Genomic DNA, 16,030 nt, shown 5'->3' with positions numbered 1-16,030 from the left:
GGCTTGAGGAGAGCACCCGCCATGACCGCACTTCCGCAGGAACGCAAGCTGGTCACCAGCATTCCCGGCCCGAAGTCGCAGGAGCTGTCGGCGCGCAAGAGCGCCGCGGTCGCGAACGGGGTGGGGGTGACGCTGCCGGTGTACGTGACGCGCGCCGGGGGCGGCGTGGTGGAGGACGTGGACGGGAACCGGCTGATCGACTTCGGCTCCGGGATCGCGGTCACGTCGGTGGGCAACAGCGCGGAGGCCGTGGTGCGCCGGGCCACGGCGCAGCTCGCCGACTTCACGCACACCTGCTTCATGGTGACGCCGTACGAGGGGTACGTGGAGGTCGCCGAGGCGCTGAACGAGCTGACGCCCGGCAGCCACGCGAAGAAGACGGCGCTGTTCAACTCGGGCGCGGAGGCGGTGGAGAACGCGGTGAAGATCGCGCGTTCGTACACCAAGCGCCCGGCGGTCGTGGTGTTCGACCACGGCTATCACGGCCGGACGAATCTGACGATGGCGCTGACCGCGAAGAACATGCCGTACAAGGAGGGCTTCGGGCCGTTCGCGCCCGAGGTGTACCGGGTGCCGCTGGCGTACGGCTTCCGGTGGCTGACCGGGCCGGAGCACGCGGCGGAGGAGGCGGCGGCGCAGGCGATCGACATGATCACCAAGCAGATCGGCGCGGAGCACGTGGCGGCGATCGTGATCGAGCCGATCGCGGGCGAGGGCGGCTTCATCGAGCCCGCCAAGGGCTTCCTGCCGCGGATCGCGCAGTTCGCGAAGGACAACGGGATCGTGTTCGTCGCGGACGAGATCCAGACCGGCTTCTGCCGTACCGGTCAGTGGTTCGCGTGCGAGGACGAGGGCGTGGTGCCGGACCTGATCACGACGGCGAAGGGCATCGCGGGCGGTCTGCCGCTGGCGGCGGTGACCGGCCGCGCGGAGATCATGGACGCGGCGCACGCGGGCGGCCTCGGCGGCACCTACGGCGGCAACCCGGTGGCGTGCGCGGCGGCCCTGGGCGCGATCGAGACGATGAAGGAGCTGGACCTCGCGGCGAAGGCGCGGCGGATCGGCGAGGTCATGAAGGCGCGGCTGACCGCGCTCCAGGAGAAGTTCCCGGCGATCGGCGAGGTCCGCGGGCGCGGCGCGATGATCGCGGTGGAACTGGTCGAGCCGGGCACCACGACCCCGGACGCGGCGCTGACCGGCGCGATCGCCCGCGCGTGTCACAGTGCGGGCCTGGTTGTCCTCACTTGTGGCACCTACGGCAACGTGTTGCGTTTCCTCCCGCCGCTGGTTATCGGGGAGGATCTGCTCAACGAGGGCCTCGACATCATCGAGGGGGCCTTCGCCGGGGTGTGACCGGCGGTAAGGAATGGGGGGACGTGAAGAACGTGTGCGGGCCTGATGGCGGAGGGGTGATCCCTGGCCTTGTGGCCCTCCCGGTGACGTACGGTCTGAGCAGAACACCCCGCTCGGGGCGGTCTCCGAAGGAGATCACCACGGGCGACACCGCGCCGGTGTATCCCCAACACCGGCTCAGCAGTGCCCTCGCGCACGACACCGCCGGGACCGTAGGCCCCGGCACTCCTCGCCGATCGGTCGGCCGTTCGTCCCACACCCCCCGGGACGAGCGGCACGGCGGTCGCCCTGGCCGCCCCGGAACTCTCCCCCCTGTTCCGGGGCGGCTGACTTTTCTCCTGCTGCTGAGCGCCGTCGGCGCCGCCCTGTTCTCCCTGCTCACCTGGCAGGTCGAGACCGGCGGGCGGCTGGTCGGCCGCGACTGGACCGTACTCGGCTGGTTCCGGCGGGCGTCCGCCGCGCATCCGGGCGTGCACGGCACCGCGCAGGTCGTGAGCGACTTCGGCAACATCGAGGTGGCGGTGCCGGTCCTGCTCGTCGCGGTCGTGGCCGCCGCGGTGCTCGGGCGGCGGGCGGCCGTCGTCCGCTGGTGGCTGCCGCCGCTGGCCGCCTGCGTGGCCATGGCGCTGCTGCCGGTCGTCGTCGACACGGTCAAGTCCGCGGTGCACCGGCCCGCGCCCGGCCGCCTCCTGCCCCGGCTCGACGGCTACGGCTACTTCCCCTCCGGTCACGCCGCGACCTCCGCCGTCGCGTACGGCCTGGCCCTGCTGCTCTTGCTGCCGTACGTGCGCCGCCCCGCGGCCAGGACCGCGCTGACCGTTTTCACCCTCGCCCTCCAGGCGGCCGTGGGCGTCGCACTGGTGTGGTGCGACTACCACTGGCCGCTGGACGTGCTGGCGAGCTGGTTCCTGACGGTCACGCTGGTGGCGTGGGTGGCGGCGGCCGGGCTGTTCAGCCACGCGCCGGAAGCCGGCGAACCGGACGCCGACGGTTCGAGCGCCGACCGTCCGGGCGTCGGCGGACCGGACGCCGACGGACCGGACGCCGACGGACAGACGGTCAGCTATTCGTCGGGAAGCCCAGATTGATGCCCCCGTGCGAAGGGTCGAGCCAGCGCTGCGTGACGGCCTTGCCGCGGGTGAAGAAGCGGACCCCGTCCTCGCCGTAGGCGTGGGTGTCGCCGAAGAGCGAGGACTTCCAGCCGCCGAAGGAGTAGTACGCGACCGGCACCGGGATCGGCACGTTGATGCCGACCATGCCGACCTCGACCTCGTGCTGGAAGCGCCGCGCGGCGCCGCCGTCGTTGGTGAACAGCGCGGTCCCGTTGCCGTACGGGTTGGCGTTGATCAGCGCCAGGCCCTCCTCGTACGAGGCGACGCGGACGACGGAGAGCACCGGGCCGAAGATCTCGTCGTCGTAGACGGACATGCCGGGCGTGACGCGGTCGAAGAGGGTGGGGCCGAGCCAGAAGCCGTCGGCGGTCTCCGCGCCCGAGATCGGGTGCTTGCGGCCGTCGACGGCCAGTTCCGCGCCGTCCGCGACGCCGGAGTCCAGATACGCGGTCACCTTGTCGCGGTGCACGCCGGTGACCAGCGGGCCCATCTCGGAACTGGCGGCGCAGCCGGGTCCCACGGTCAGACCCGCGACGCGCTGCTTGATCCGCTCGACCAGGCCGTCGCCGACCGGGTCGACGGCGACCAGCACGGAGACCGCCATGCAGCGTTCGCCCGCGGCGCCGAAGCCCGCGTTGACGGCGGCGTCGGCGGCCAGGTCCAGGTCCGCGTCGGGCAGCACCAGCATGTGGTTCTTGGCGCCGCCGAGGGCCTGGACGCGCTTGCCGTGCCGGGTGCCGGTCTCGTACACGTAGCGGGCGATGGGGGTGGAGCCGACGAAGGAGACGGCCTTGATGTCGGGGTGTTCCAGCAGGCGGTCGACGGCGGGCTTGTCGCCGTGCACGACGTTGAAGACGCCGTCGGGCAGGCCCGCCTCCTGCCAGAGCCCGGCCATGAAGTTGGCGGCGGAGGGGTCCTTCTCCGACGGCTTGACGACGACGGTGTTGCCCGCGGCGATGGCCAGCGGGAAGAACCACATCGGCACCATGGCGGGGAAGTTGAACGGCGAGATGATCGCGACCGGGCCGAGCGGCTGGCGGATCGAGTAGACGTCGATGCCGGTGGACGCCTGCTCGGTGAAGCCGCCCTTGATCAGTTGCGGGATGCCGCACGCGTACTCCACGACCTCGATGCCGCGGGCGACCTCGCCGAGGGCGTCGGAGTGCACCTTGCCGTGCTCGGCGACGATGATCGAGGCCAGTTCGTCGCGGCGGGCGTTGAGCAGTTCGCGGAAGGCGAAGAGGACGCCGGTGCGCTTGGCGATCGAGGTGTGCCGCCACTGCTGGAACGCGTCGAGGGCGGCGTCGACCGCCGCGTCCACGACGTCGGCGGACGCGAGGTCCACCTGCCCGGTGATCGCGCCGGTCGCCGGGTCGTACACGTCTGCGTGCCGTTCCGCGCCGCCGGTCCAGCCCTTGCCTGCGATCCAGTGGGTGATGTGCTTGGTCGTCACGGGCTGACCCTTCCGTCGTTGTCTCATGTCAGTCTCCCCAGGCCGGGGAGGTGGTCACAAGCACCGCGCGGTGGGCTCGCTCCGCGGTGCGTCCTTCAGCCGCCGCCCGCGATCTGGGCGGCGGCCTCGTGCATGGCCAGTTCGAGCAGCACCGGGTCGGTGAGGTGTCCGCTGCCGTCCGGCGGCACCAGCCACCGCACCCCGCCGGTCGCCCGGCCCGGGTACGGCACGACGATCCAGGTGCCGCGGCCCGCCGTCCGTACGCCGGTGGCCAGCCAGCGCGCCGCCGTGCCCGGCGGTACGAAGAACCCCATCCGGGAGTCGCCGAAGTCGGCGAGCACCGGGCCCGGCCGCTCCACGAGCCGGGTCAGGACGTCCAGGGTGGGGTAGCCGAGATCCCCGGTGAGGATCAGGACGTCCCACAGTTTCCCGGCGGGCAGCAGCGTGACCCCGAGGGGGTTGCGCTCCCACTCCCACCGGCAGCTCACCGGATCCACCGCCACCGACACCAGCCACTCGACCGCGCTCTTCGCACCGGTGCTGACCATGACCGGCTCCTCCGTCTCTTCCGCCCGACGACCGCTGTGGACGGTCGCTGTCATGGAAGAGAGCGGGTTGGGGGCCGATCATTACGCGGGTTTCGCTACTCATTGGTAGTGAAGTGGCTCACGCCGTATGCCGGTTGTGCGCCGGGGGATCACCGCGGGTCCGCGCCGGGCGGCCCCAGGGCCTGTCCGGCGGATCAGGCCCTAGCTGTCGAAGCCGAGCCCGGCGCGGTCCATCGCCTTCAGCCACAGATTGCGCCGCCCTCCCGACCGGTCGGCGCGGGCCAGCGACCACTGGGTGATGCCGATCCCGACGGTGGCCAGCGGCTCCGGCGGGAACGGCAGCGGCTTTTTGCGGACCATCTCCAGGCGGGTCCGCTCGGTCTCCTCCCCCGCCAGCAGGTCCAGCATCACGTCGGCGCCGAAGCGGGTGGCGCCCACGCCCAGCCCGGTGTACCCGGCCGCGTAGGCGACCCGGCCGCCGTACGCGGTGCCGAAGAAGGCGGAGAAGCGCGAGCAGGTGTCGATCGCGCCGCCCCAGGCGTGGGTGAAGCGGACGTCCTCCAACTGCGGGAAGCAGGTGCGGAAGTGCTCCGCCAGCTTCAGGAAGGTCTCGGGCCGCTGGTCGTACTCCGCGCGCATCCGGCCGCTGCGCGGATAGACCGCGTCGTAGCCGCCCCACAGGATGCGGTTGTCCGCGCTGAGCCGGAAGTAGTGGAAGTGGTTGGCGCTGTCGCTCAGTCCCTGGCGGCCCTGCCAGCCGATCGCCGCGAGCCGCTGTTCGGTCAGCGGCTCCGTCATCAGCGCGTAGTCGTAGACCGGCACGGTGTACGGGCGGGCCCGGCGGACCAGTGACGGGAAGACGTTGGTGCCGAGCGCCACCTGGCGGGCGGTCACCCTGCCGTACGGGGTGCGCACCCCCAGCGCCGTGCCGTAGGTGGCCAGGTCGCGGGCCGGGGTGCGCTCGTAGATCCGTACGCCCGCGTCGGCGGCGGCGCGGGCCAGGCCCCAGGCGAGCTTGGCGGGGTGCAGCATGGCGACGCCGCGCCGGTTGTACAGGCCGCCGAGGAAGGTGGGCGAGTCGACTTCGGCACGGACCTGGTCGCGGTCCAGCAGTTCCGCGTCCAGGCCGTGCTCGGCGCCTTCCTGGGCGGCCTCGCGCAGTTCGTCGTACTGGTGCGGCTCGGTGGCCACGTCGATCTCGCCGGTCCGCTCGAAGTCGCAGTCCAGGCCGTAGCGGGCGACGGCCTCCTCGATGGCGTCGAGATTGCGGTCGCCCAGGCGCTGGAGCGCGTCGAATTCGTCGGGCCAGCGGGCGAGTCCGTTGGCGGCGCCGTGGGTGAGGCTCGCGGCGCAGAAGCCGCCGTTGCGCCCGGAGGCGGCCCACCCGATCCTGTCCCCCTCGACCAGCACCACGTCCCGCTGCGGATCGCGCTCCTTGGCCAGCAGCGCGGTCCACAGCCCGCTGTAACCGCCCCCGACCACCAGCAGGTCGCAACTGTCGTGGCCGGTGAGCGCGGGGTGCGCCTGCGGCCTGCCGGGGTCGTCCAGCCAGTACGGTCGGGCCTCGGCCTCGGCGAGCGAGCGGGCTGCGTCCATGGTTCTCACACCTTCGTGATGCGCGGGTCTGCGTCCGGAATACGGGGGCGGTACGGGTCAGGTGCGCGCCCTCCTGCGGCTGCTGCCGAGAAGCTGCCCGGCCAGTACGAGCAGCACCGCGATGACGAACATCGCCGTACCGATCACATTGACCTGGACGGGTGTGCCGCGCTGCGCGGAGCCCCACACGAACATCGGGAAGGTGACGGTGTTGCCCGCGTTGAAGCTGGTGATGATGTAGTCGTCGAAGGAGAGCGCGAAGGACAGCAGGGCGCCCGCCGCGATACCGGGCGCGGCCAGCGGCAGCGTGATCCGCAGGAACGTCTGCGTCGGGGTGGCGTAGAGATCCTGCGCGGCCTGCTCCAGACGGGGGTCCATGCTCATCACGCGGGCCTTGACGGCGACGACGACGAAGCTCAGGCAGAACATGATGTGCGCGATGAGGATGGTCCAGAAGCCGAACTGGATGCGCATGTTGAGGAAGAGGGTGCCCAGCGAGGCGCCCATCACGACCTCGGGCATCGCCATCGGCAGGAAGATCAGCATGTTGGTGGTGGCGCGGCCCCTGAAGCGGTAGCGGGCCAGCGCGAAGGCGGTCATCGTGCCGAGCACGGTGGCGCCGATGGTCGAGTAGACGGCCAGCTTCAGGCTGAGCGTGAGGGAGTCGCACATGCCCGCGACGTCGCAGGGGTGCTGCCAGGCGTCGGTGGAGAACCGCGTCCAGGTGTAGTTGTAGCGGCCGTTGGGCTTGTTGAAGGAGAAGAGCAGCACCACGAGGTTGGGCACGATCAGGTACGTCAGGGTGAGCACCCCGGCGATCACCACGAGGTTCTTGCGCAGCCAGCGGATCGGACGCATCAGACCAGTTCCTCCGTTCCCGCGCGGCGGACGTAGACCATGACGATCGCCAGGATGACCGCCATGAGGATGAACGACAGGGCGGCGGCCGTCGGGTAGTCCAGCACCCGCAGGAACTGCGACTGGATGACGCTGCCGATCATCTTCTGGTTGGTGGAGCCCAGCAACTCGGCGTTGATGTAGTCGCCGGAGGCCGGGATGAAGGTGAGCAGGGTGCCGGCCACCACGCCCGGCATGGACAGCGGGAAGGTCACCTTGCGGAAGGTGGTGAACGGGGTCGCGTACAGGTCGCCCGCCGCCTCGTGCAGCTTGCCGTCGACCCGCTCCAGGGACGTGTAGAGCGGCAGGATCATGAACGGCAGGAAGTTGTACGTGAGGCCGCAGACCACCGCCAGCGGGGTGGCCATCACCCGGTTGCCCTCGGTGATGCCGAGCGCGGACGTGACGTCCAGCAGGTGGATGTGGTTCAGGAACGACACCAGCGGGCTCTGGTCGGCGAGGATCGTCTCCCACGCCAGGGTGCGGATCAGGAAGCTGGTGAAGAAGGGCGCGATCACCAGGATCAGCACCAGATTGCGCCAGCGTCCGGTCCGGAAGGCGATGGTGTACGCCAGCGGGTAGCCGATGCCCAGGCACAGCACGGTGGCGATGCCGGAGTAGACCAGCGACTTCACGAACTGCGGCCAGTACTCTTGGAAGGCGTCCCAGTACGTGGCGAAGTGCCAGGTCACCTTGAAGCCGTCGTCGAGCGAGCCGGTCTGCACCGAGGTCGACGCCTGGTAGACCATCGGGGCCACGAAGAAGACCAGCAGCCAGGCGACGCCCGCGAGCAGCAGCAGGTACGGGATGCGCCGCCGTCTGCGGGCGGCCTTCTTCAGGGCGGCGGGCAGCGGGGCCGCCTCGGCCGGGGCCGGCGGCCCGGTGACGGGCGCGGTCGCTGCGCTCATGCGGCGGCCTCCCCCTCGTCGGTGTCGGTACCGGCGTCGATGTCCTGGTCGGCGTCGAGGCCGAAGGTGTGCTCGGGGTTCCAGTGCAGGACGACGGGCGCGCCGGGCACCAGGCGGCCGTCGCGTTCCACGTTGGGCACGAAGACCTCCAGCTCCGGGCAGACCGGGCTGTCGATGACGTACTGCGTGGAGACGCCGATGAAGCTGGAGTCGACGATCCGGCCGCGCACCCGGTTGCGGCTCTCGGCTATCTCGTGCTCGTCGTCACTGTGCGCCAGGGTGATCTTCTCGGGGCGGACCCCGGCCAGCACCCGGCCGCCGGTCGTCACGTCGACGCGACATCGGGCGGCGGGCAGGGTCAGCTTCTGTCCGGCGGCGGTGAGCTGGAGTTCGCCGCCGCTGACGCCGGTCACCTCGGTCTCGATGAGGTTGGAGGTGCCGAGGAAGTTGGCGACGAAGGTGGAGGCGGGGTTCTCGTAGAGGTCGGCGGGCGCGCCCATCTGCTCGACGCGTCCGGCGTTCATCACCGCGACGGTGTCGGCCATCGTCATGGCCTCCTCCTGGTCGTGGGTGACGTGGATGAAGGTGATGCCCACCTCGGTCTGGATGCGCTTGAGTTCGAGCTGCATCTGGCGGCGCAGCTTGAGGTCGAGCGCGCCGAGCGGTTCGTCGAGCAGCAGCACCTGCGGCTGGTTGATCAGCGCGCGGGCCACGGCGACGCGCTGCTGCTGGCCGCCGGAGAGCTGGTGCGGCTTGCGGCGGGCGAGCGCGCCGAGCTGGACGAGGTCCAGCATGTCGCCGACCTGCTTCTTGACGGATTTGATGCCGCGGCGGCGCAGCCCGAAGGCGACGTTCTCGTAGACGTCGAGGTGCGGGAAGAGCGCGTAGTTCTGGAAGACGGTGTTGACCGGGCGCTTGTACGGCGGCAGGGCGGTGACGTCCTGGCCGCCGAGGCGTACGGAGCCGGAGGAGGGGTCCTCCAGGCCCGCGATCATGCGCAAGGTGGTGGTCTTGCCGCATCCGGAGGCGCCGAGCAGTGCGAAGAAGGAACCGGCGGGCACGGCGAGGTCCAGCGGGTGGACGGCGGTGAAGGAGCCGTAGGTCTTGCTGATCCCGGTGAGGCTGACGGCGTCGTCGGCCGGGGTCTTGGGGGTCGTCATGAGGTGTCCCGGAAGTCGTCGGGGAGTGCGGGCTGCTGGAGCGCCGGTCAGGCGCCGGTGAGCTTGGAGAACTTCGCCTCGTACCGGGTGTCCTCGTCCTCGCTGAGCGAGCGGAAGGCGTGCGACGTGGCGTTCATCTGGGCGTTCGGGATGATCAGCGGGTTGGTGGCGAGCGACGGGTCGATCTTGGCCAGTTCCTCGCGGACGCCCATCACCGGGGACACATAGGTGGTGTAGGCGGCCAGTTCGGCCGCGATCCGCGGCTGGTAGTACCAGTCGATCAGCCGCTCGGCGTTGGTCTTGTGCCGCGCCTTGGCGGGGATCAGCAGATTGTCCGTGGAGGTCATGTAACCGGCGGCCGGGAAGGAGTACTCGATGTTCGGGTCGTCGAGCCTGAGCTGCACCAGGTCACCGGCCCAGGCGATACAGGCGGCGATGTCGCCCTTGCTGAGGCCGTCGGTGTACTCGCCGCCGGTGAACTTGCGGATCTGCCCCTTGTCCACCGCGCCCTGGATGCGGTTGAGCGCGGCGTCGTACTCGTCGTCGGTGACGGTCTCCGGCTTCTTGCCCATGTCGAGCAGCGTCATCCCGACGGTGTCGCGCATCTCGGAGAGCATGGCGGCCTTGCCCTTGAGCGCGGGGTCGTCCAGCAGTTGCGACACCGAGGTGACTTTGCGGCCCTTGGTGACCTTCTTGTTGTAGGCGATGCAGGTGGGGATGCCGGCCCAGGGGTAGGAGTAGGCGCGGCCGGGGTCCCAGTCGGGGCTGCGGAAGCGCTGTTCCAGGTTGGCGAAGGCGTGCGGCAGGTTCGAGGGGTCGAGCTTCTGGACCCAGCCGAGCCGGATCATCCGGCCCGCGAGCCAGTCGGTGAGCACCATCAGGTCGCGGCCGGTGTCCTGGCCCGCGGACAGTTGCGGCTTGATCTTGCCGAAGAACTCGACGTTGTCGTTGATGTCCTCGGTGTAGTCGACCTTGATGCCGGTGGCCTTGGTGAACTGGTCGAGGCTCGGGCGGTGCTTGCCGTCGTCGGTGACGTCGATGTACTGGTCCCAGTTGGAGAAGTTCACGACCTTCTCCTGCGCCGAGTGGTCGGTCGACGCCGTGGTGTCGCCCTTGCGGCCCGCGGCCGGGATGCCGCACGCCGTCAGTCCCGCCGTGGCGACGGTGCCCAGCCCCGCGGCGCGCAGCAGCGTCCGGCGGCCGAGGGCGCCGCGCCCGCCGGTCATGCTGCGGAGTATCGCCGCGCGCACCGGCGGGGACAGGGTCTCGTACTGCTCCATGGGTGGTGCCCTTCCGCTATCGGTCTCCGAAGACGGTGCGGTGCCAGTCCTTGCGCGCCACCGCGGTGTTGTCGAACATCACGTGCTTGACCTGCGTGTACTCCTCGAAGGAGTACGTGGACATGTCCTTGCCGAAGCCCGAGGACTTCGCTCCGCCGTGCGGCATCTCGCTGACGATCGGGATGTGGTCGTTGATCCAGACGCAGCCCGCGGTGATCTCCCGCGCGGCCCGCCCGGCCCGGTAGACATCGCGGGTCCAGGCGGAGGCGGCCAGGCCGTACGGGGTGTCGTTGGCGTACGCCAGGCCCTGATCGTCGCTGTCGAACGGCAGCACCGCCAGTACCGGGCCGAAGATCTCCTGCTGGACGGCCTCGCTGTGCTGCGGCGCGCCGGTGAGCAGCGTGGGCCGGTAGTACGCGCCCGCCGCGAGCCCGCCGCCGGGCGCCGCGCCGCCGGTGACGACGGTGGCGTACGTACGGGCCCGCTCGACGACGGCCGCGACGCGGTCGCGGTGCGCGAAGGAGATGAGCGGGCCGAGGTCGGTGGCCGGGTCGGCGGGGTCGCCGAGCCGTACGGTCGCCATCAGGTCGGCGACGGCGGTCACGAAGGCGTCGTACAGCGGGCGCTGGACGTAGGCGCGGGTGGCGGCGGTGCAGTCCTGGCCGCTGTTGATCAGGGCGGCGGCGACCGCGCCGTGCACGGCCGCGTCGAGGTCGGCGTCGTCGAAGACCACGAAGGGGGCCTTGCCGCCGAGTTCGAGGTGCAGGCGCTTGACGGTGCCCGCGGTGAGCCGGGCGATCCGGGTGCCGACGGCGGTGGAGCCGGTGAAGGACGTCATGGCGACGTCGGGGTGGGTGACCAGGTGCTCGCCCGCGCCCTGCCCCGTGCCGGTGACGATGTTGAGCACGCCGTCCGGGATTCCGGCCTCGGTGGCGGCCTCGGCGAACATCAGGGCGGTCAGCGGGGTCAGCTCCGACGGCTTGAGCACGATGGTGTTGCCCGCCGCGACCGCCGGGAGGATCTTCCACCCGGCCATCTGGAGCGGGTAGTTCCAGGGGGCGACGGAACCGATGACGCCGACCGGCTCGCGGCGCACGTACGAGGTGTGGTCCGGGCTGTACTCGCCTGCCGCCTTGCCCTCCAGGTGGCGGGCGGCCCCGGCGAAGAACGCGGCGTTGTCCACGGTGCCCGGCACGTCGAATTCGGTGCTGAGCTTGATCGGCTTGCCGCACTGGAGGGTTTCGGCGCGGGCCAGTTCGTCGGCGCGCGCGTCGAGGGCGGCGGACAGCCGGTACAGCGCGGCGGAGCGCTCGCCGGGCGCGGTGGCCGCCCAGCCGGGCAGCGCGGCCTTCGCGGCGGCGACGGCGGCGTCCACGTCGGCGGGTCCCGCGGTGGCGTACGTCCACACCGTGCGGCCCGTCGCCGGGTCCACGACGGAGTGCGTGTCGCCGCTGCCGCCGGTGCGCGGGCGGCCGTCGATGTACTGGGCTCCGCCCGCGAACCGTTTCGCCACGTCCGTCACGTGGTCCATCACGTTCTCCTCGCCTCCGCGCCCACTCCTGGCGGCGTGGCCAAACTCTGGATTGATCGCCGATCCTGGCAGAGGAGCTGTCCTTCAACAAGTGATTCCGTTGTTGCCTTTTGGTTACGCGACGAATTCTGTGTGAATCCGGCCGTCGCGGCGATCCCCGGCGGCGTGACCGGGGGACGTCTGGGGGCCATGGTGCGACGTCGGCCGTCCCCGCCCGCCGTCACGGCGTCCCCGCCCGCCGTCCCAGCGCCGTTTCCCGGTGCCGTTTACGATGAACCGCACCGATCGGACCCCTGGGAGGACCCCCGCATGCCCGACACCGCGCCCGGCTCCGGCTCCGGCCTCGACACCTTCATCGCCGGACTTCCGAAAGCCGAGTTGCATGTCCACCACGTCGGGTCCGCGTCACCGCGGATCGTCGCGGAACTGGCCGCCCGGCACCCGGACTCCGCGGTCCCCGCCGACCCCGCGGCCCTCGCCGACTTCTTCACCTTCAAGGACTTCGCGCACTTCATCCAGGTCTACCTGTCGGTGGTCGACCTGATCAGGGACGCCGAGGACGTACGGCTGCTCACCTTCGAGGTGGCCAGGGACATGGCGCGGCAGAACATCCGCTACGCGGAGCTGACCGTCACCCCGTTCAGCTCGACCCGGCGCGGCATCCACGAGCAGGCGTTCATGGAGGCCATCGAGGACGCGCGCAAGGCCGCGGAGTCCGAGCTGGGCGTGACCCTGCGCTGGTGCTTCGACATCCCCGGCGAGGCGGGTCTTGAGTCCGCCGAGCAGACCACGCACCTGGCGCTCGACCTGCGCCCCGAGGGCCTGGTCTCCTTCGGTCTGGGCGGCCCGGAACTGGGCGTGCCGAGGCCGCAGTTCAAGCCGTACTTCGACCGGGCGCGCGCCGCCGGTCTGCACAGCGTGCCGCACGCGGGCGAGACGACGGGCCCCGAGACGATCTGGGACGCGATCAACGAACTGGGCGCGGAGCGCATCGGCCACGGCACCAGCGCGGTACGCGACCGGCGGCTGCTCGATCACCTCGCGGAGCAGCGCATCCCGCTGGAGGTCTGCCCCACCTCCAACATCGCCACCCGCGCGGTCACCGAGATCGACCAGCACCCGATCAGGGAGATGATCGACGCGGGCGTGCTGGTCACGGTCAACAGCGACGACCCGCCGATGTTCGGCACCGACCTCAACACCGAGTACGCGGTCGCCGCCCGGCTGCTGGAGCTGGACCACACCGGGGTCGCGGCGCTCGCCAAGAACGCCGTCGAGGTCTCCTTCCTCGACCCGGCGGGCAAGCGTGCGCTGGCCGCCGAGATCGACGCGTACACGGCGGCGTGGCGGTGACCGTCGCGGTCTCCCACCGCGGCGACCCGTACCACGAGCGCGAGAACACCCTGCCCTCCGTGCGGTCGGCGCTGCTCAAGGGCGCGGGCGCGGTGGAGGTCGACGTGAAGCTGACCGCCGACGGCGTGCCGGTGCTGCTGCACGACGAGACGCTGGAGCGGCTGTGGAAGGTGCCGGAGGCGGTCGGCGACCTGTCGCTGAACGACGTCGTGGACCTCACCGACGGCCGTGTGCCCACCCTGGCGGACGCCTTCGCTGAGCTGCTGCGGCACCCCGGCGGCGGCCGGATGATGCTGGACCTGACCTCGGTCGGCCAGGTGAAGGCGACCATGGCCGCGGTGGCGGAGGCGGGCGTCGGCGACCGCGTCTACTACTGCGGCGGGCTCGGCGCGATGCTGACGGTGCGCGACCTGGACGCGTCGGCGGAGATCGCCATGACCTGGACGACGGTGGCCCCGCCGCCGCGCTCGCTCCTGGACGAGCTGAAGCCGCGGTGGATCAATCTGCGCTTCGGGCTGATCGACGCCACGACCGTGCGGTGGGCCGCGGACAACGGGCTGCTGGTCGGCGCGTGGACGGCGGACTGGCAGCGCAACATGACCCGGCTGCTCGACCTGGGCGTGGACGCGATCACCACGAACCGGCTGGACGCCTTGCAGCGGCTGCTGCGGCGCCGCGCCTGACCGCCCCTCCCCCGCGGGCCCGCCCGCGGGGGAGGCCGGACGGCCGGCTCAGCCGTCCAGCGAGGTCATCACGTGCTTGATCCGCGTGTAGTCCTCGAAGCCGTAGCCCGACAGGTCCTTGCCGTAGCCGGACCGCTTGAAGCCGCCGTGCGGCATCTCGGCGACCAGCGGGATGTGGGTGTTGATCCACACGCAGCCGAAGTCCAGCCGCTTGGACATCCGCATGGCGCGCCCGTGGTCCTTGGTCCACACCGAGGACGCCAGCGCGTAGTCCACGCCGTTGGCCCAGGCGACGGCCTGCTCCTCGTCGGTGAAGGACTGGACGGTGATGACGGGGCCGAAGACCTCGCGCTGGATGATCTCGTCGTCCTGCCGCAGCCCGGACACGACGGTCGGCGCGTAGAAGTAGCCGCGCTCGCCGACCCGGTGGCCGCCGGTCTCGACCTTGGCGTGCGCGGGCAGCCGCTCGATGAAGCCGCTGACCTGGGCGAGCTGGTTGGCGTTGTTCAGCGGCCCGTACAGCACGTCCTCGTCGTCCGGCAGGCCGGTCCTGGTCTCGGCGGCGGCCTTGGCGAGGGCCGCGGTGAACTCCGCGTGGATCGACTCCTGGACCAGGACGCGGGTGGCCGCGGTGCAGTCCTGCCCGGCGTTGAAGAATCCGGCGACGGCGATGTCCTCGACGGCCTTGGCGATGTCGGTGTCCTCGAAGACCACGACGGGGGCCTTGCCGCCCAGTTCGAGGTGGACCCGCTTGACGTCCTTGGCGGCCGATCCGGCGACCTCGATGCCCGCGCGTACCGAACCGGTGATGGAGGCCATCGCGGGCACCGGGTGCTCGACCATCGCCCGGCCGGTGTCCCGGTCGCCGCAGACGACGTTGAAGACGCCCTTGGGGAGGATGCCGCCGAGGATCTCGGCGAGCAGCACGGTGGAGGCGGGCGTGGTGTCGGACGGCTTGAGGACGACGGTGTTGCCCGCCGCGATGGCCGGGGCGAACTTCCACACGGCCATCATCATCGGGTAGTTCCAGGGCGCGACCTGCGCGCAGACGCCGACCGGCTCGCGCCGCACGATGGACGTCATGCCGTCCATGTACTCACCGGCCGAGCGGCCTTCGAGCATGCGCGCGGCGCCCGCGAAGAAGCGGATCTGGTCCACCATCGGCGGGATTTCCTCGCTGGCGGTCAGTCCGATCGGCTTGCCGGTGTTCTCGCTCTCCACCGCGATAAGCTCATCGGCGCGCGCCTCGATCGCGTCGGCGATCTTCAGCAGCGCCTTCTGCCGCTCCGACGGGGTGGCGTCGCGCCACGCGGGGAAAGCGGCCGCCGCGGCGGCCATCGCCGCGTCCACGTCGGCCGCGCCGGACAGCGGCGCGGTGGCGTACGCGTCGCCGGTCACCGGGCTGACCACCTCGGTGGTCCGGCCGTCCGCGGCGTCGCGGAACTCTCCGTCGATGTAATTGCGCAGAGTACGGAGTTCGGTCACGGCGCTTGCTCCCTGGTCGTACGAGTCCGGTGTCCACGGGCTGAGACGTTCCCCAGCTTAGCCGCAGGACTGCCGTATTCGACACACCCATCCCCCCTCAACAACCGATTCGGTACCACAGAGGGCCGTCGGCGACGATTTTCATCGTGAAGGGCTTGCGCGACCGTCGACCTCTCCTGCACAGTGGGGCGCGTGGCCACTCGGGACAAGAACGGCGGAGCGCCGTCGATAGACGCGGTGTCGAACGCGATCATCGAACAGCTCCAGCAGGACGGACGCCGTCCGTACGCGACGATCGGCAAGGCCGTGGGCCTGTCCGAGGCGGCGGTGCGGCAGCGCGTACAGAAGCTGCTCGACCAGGGCGTCATGCAGATCGTCGCCGTCACCGACCCGCTCACCGTGGGCTTCCGGCGGCAGGCGATGGTCGGCATCAACGTGGACGGCGACATCGACCCGGTCGCCGAGACGCTGACCGCGCTGGACGAGGTCGACTACGTCGTCATCACCGCCGGTTCCTTCGACCTGATGGTGGAGATCGTCTGCGAGGACGACGACCACCTGCTGGACCTGGTGAACAAGCGGATCCGGGCACTGCCCGGCGTCCGCTCCACCGAGACCTTCGTCTACCTCAAGCTGCGGAAGCAGACCTACACCTGGGGAACCAGATAGCC

Annotated in this window: 14 protein-coding genes; 5 read left to right on the top strand and 9 right to left on the bottom strand. The window is 70.8% G+C overall.

The features are described from left to right. Nucleotides 1-21 precede the first annotated feature (21 nt). Nucleotides 22-1,353: a 4-aminobutyrate--2-oxoglutarate transaminase gene (gene gabT, locus ACZ4EF_RS12145; RefSeq protein ID WP_355346559.1), complete on the top strand. Its 1,332-nt coding sequence runs from the start codon at nt 22-24 to the stop codon at nt 1,351-1,353. Nucleotides 1,354-1,409: 56 nt separating this feature from the next. Next, the gene (locus tag ACZ4EF_RS12140; RefSeq protein WP_467504125.1) at nt 1,410-2,441 is read left to right on the top strand and encodes a phosphatase PAP2 family protein; all 1,032 of its coding nucleotides are present in this window, start codon (nt 1,410-1,412) and stop codon (nt 2,439-2,441) included. On the opposite strand, the gene ACZ4EF_RS12135 is transcribed toward ACZ4EF_RS12140, so the two are convergent. The 8 genes from ACZ4EF_RS12135 to ACZ4EF_RS12100 all read right to left on the bottom strand — a co-directional run bounded on the left by ACZ4EF_RS12135 (nt 2,413) and on the right by ACZ4EF_RS12100 (nt 11,838). Then, on the bottom strand, nt 2,413-3,945 hold the full coding sequence (locus ACZ4EF_RS12135) for a CoA-acylating methylmalonate-semialdehyde dehydrogenase (protein ID WP_391161430.1): 1,533 nt from the start codon (nt 3,943-3,945) through the stop codon (nt 2,413-2,415). The genes ACZ4EF_RS12140 and ACZ4EF_RS12135 overlap by 29 nt on opposite strands. Nucleotides 3,946-4,013: 68 nt before the next feature. Further along, nucleotides 4,014-4,466: a hypothetical protein gene (locus ACZ4EF_RS12130; protein ID WP_355346550.1), complete on the bottom strand. Its 453-nt coding sequence runs from the start codon at nt 4,464-4,466 to the stop codon at nt 4,014-4,016. A gap of 201 nt (nt 4,467-4,667) precedes the next feature. Beyond that, nucleotides 4,668-6,062: an NAD(P)/FAD-dependent oxidoreductase gene (locus ACZ4EF_RS12125; RefSeq protein WP_467504123.1), complete on the bottom strand. Its 1,395-nt coding sequence runs from the start codon at nt 6,060-6,062 to the stop codon at nt 4,668-4,670. 57 nt (nt 6,063-6,119) lie between these two features. After that, a complete protein-coding gene (locus ACZ4EF_RS12120) occupies nt 6,120-6,920 on the bottom strand; it encodes an ABC transporter permease (protein WP_188280861.1) in 801 nt (266 codons plus the stop codon). Beyond that, the gene (locus tag ACZ4EF_RS12115) at nt 6,920-7,867 is read right to left on the bottom strand and encodes an ABC transporter permease (RefSeq protein ID WP_467504120.1); all 948 of its coding nucleotides are present in this window, start codon (nt 7,865-7,867) and stop codon (nt 6,920-6,922) included. Before ACZ4EF_RS12115 ends, ACZ4EF_RS12120 begins: the two co-directional genes overlap by 1 nt. Next, nucleotides 7,864-9,027 (bottom strand): ABC transporter ATP-binding protein, encoded by a 1,164-nt coding sequence (locus ACZ4EF_RS12110; RefSeq protein WP_188280859.1) that lies wholly within the window; start codon nt 9,025-9,027, stop codon nt 7,864-7,866. The genes ACZ4EF_RS12115 and ACZ4EF_RS12110 overlap by 4 nt, the downstream gene beginning before the upstream one ends. 47 nt (nt 9,028-9,074) lie before the next feature. Beyond that, on the bottom strand, nt 9,075-10,307 hold the full coding sequence (locus ACZ4EF_RS12105) for an ABC transporter substrate-binding protein (RefSeq protein WP_391050330.1): 1,233 nt from the start codon (nt 10,305-10,307) through the stop codon (nt 9,075-9,077). Between the two features lie 16 nt (nt 10,308-10,323). Next, complete coding sequence (locus tag ACZ4EF_RS12100) at nt 10,324-11,838, bottom strand: gamma-aminobutyraldehyde dehydrogenase (RefSeq protein ID WP_467504118.1); 1,515 nt, start codon at nt 11,836-11,838, stop codon at nt 10,324-10,326. A 309-nt stretch (nt 11,839-12,147) separates the two neighbouring features. On the opposite strand from ACZ4EF_RS12100, the gene ACZ4EF_RS12095 reads away from it, so the two are divergent. After that, the gene (locus ACZ4EF_RS12095) at nt 12,148-13,191 is read left to right on the top strand and encodes an adenosine deaminase (protein WP_467504116.1); all 1,044 of its coding nucleotides are present in this window, start codon (nt 12,148-12,150) and stop codon (nt 13,189-13,191) included. After that, entirely contained in the window at nt 13,182-13,874 is a 693-nt protein-coding gene (locus tag ACZ4EF_RS12090) for a glycerophosphodiester phosphodiesterase (RefSeq protein ID WP_355346528.1), read from the top strand. Before ACZ4EF_RS12095 ends, ACZ4EF_RS12090 begins: the two co-directional genes overlap by 10 nt. A gap of 48 nt (nt 13,875-13,922) precedes the next feature. Here ACZ4EF_RS12090 and ACZ4EF_RS12085 read toward each other — a convergent pair whose 3' ends face one another. Beyond that, nucleotides 13,923-15,359 carry a gamma-aminobutyraldehyde dehydrogenase gene (locus tag ACZ4EF_RS12085; RefSeq protein WP_355346525.1) on the bottom strand — a complete coding sequence of 479 codons (1,437 nt, stop codon included), beginning with the start codon at nt 15,357-15,359 and terminating at the stop codon, nt 13,923-13,925. A 192-nt stretch (nt 15,360-15,551) separates the two neighbouring features. On the opposite strand from ACZ4EF_RS12085, the gene ACZ4EF_RS12080 reads away from it, so the two are divergent. Beyond that, complete coding sequence (locus ACZ4EF_RS12080; RefSeq protein WP_355346522.1) at nt 15,552-16,028, top strand: Lrp/AsnC family transcriptional regulator; 477 nt, start codon at nt 15,552-15,554, stop codon at nt 16,026-16,028. Nucleotides 16,029-16,030 lie beyond the last annotated feature (2 nt).

The sequence above is a fragment of the Streptomyces sp. NPDC025721 genome, assembly GCF_055558595.1.
The sequence above is the reverse complement of the archived record's forward strand: the minus strand, read 5'-3'. Positions and strand labels throughout refer to the sequence as shown.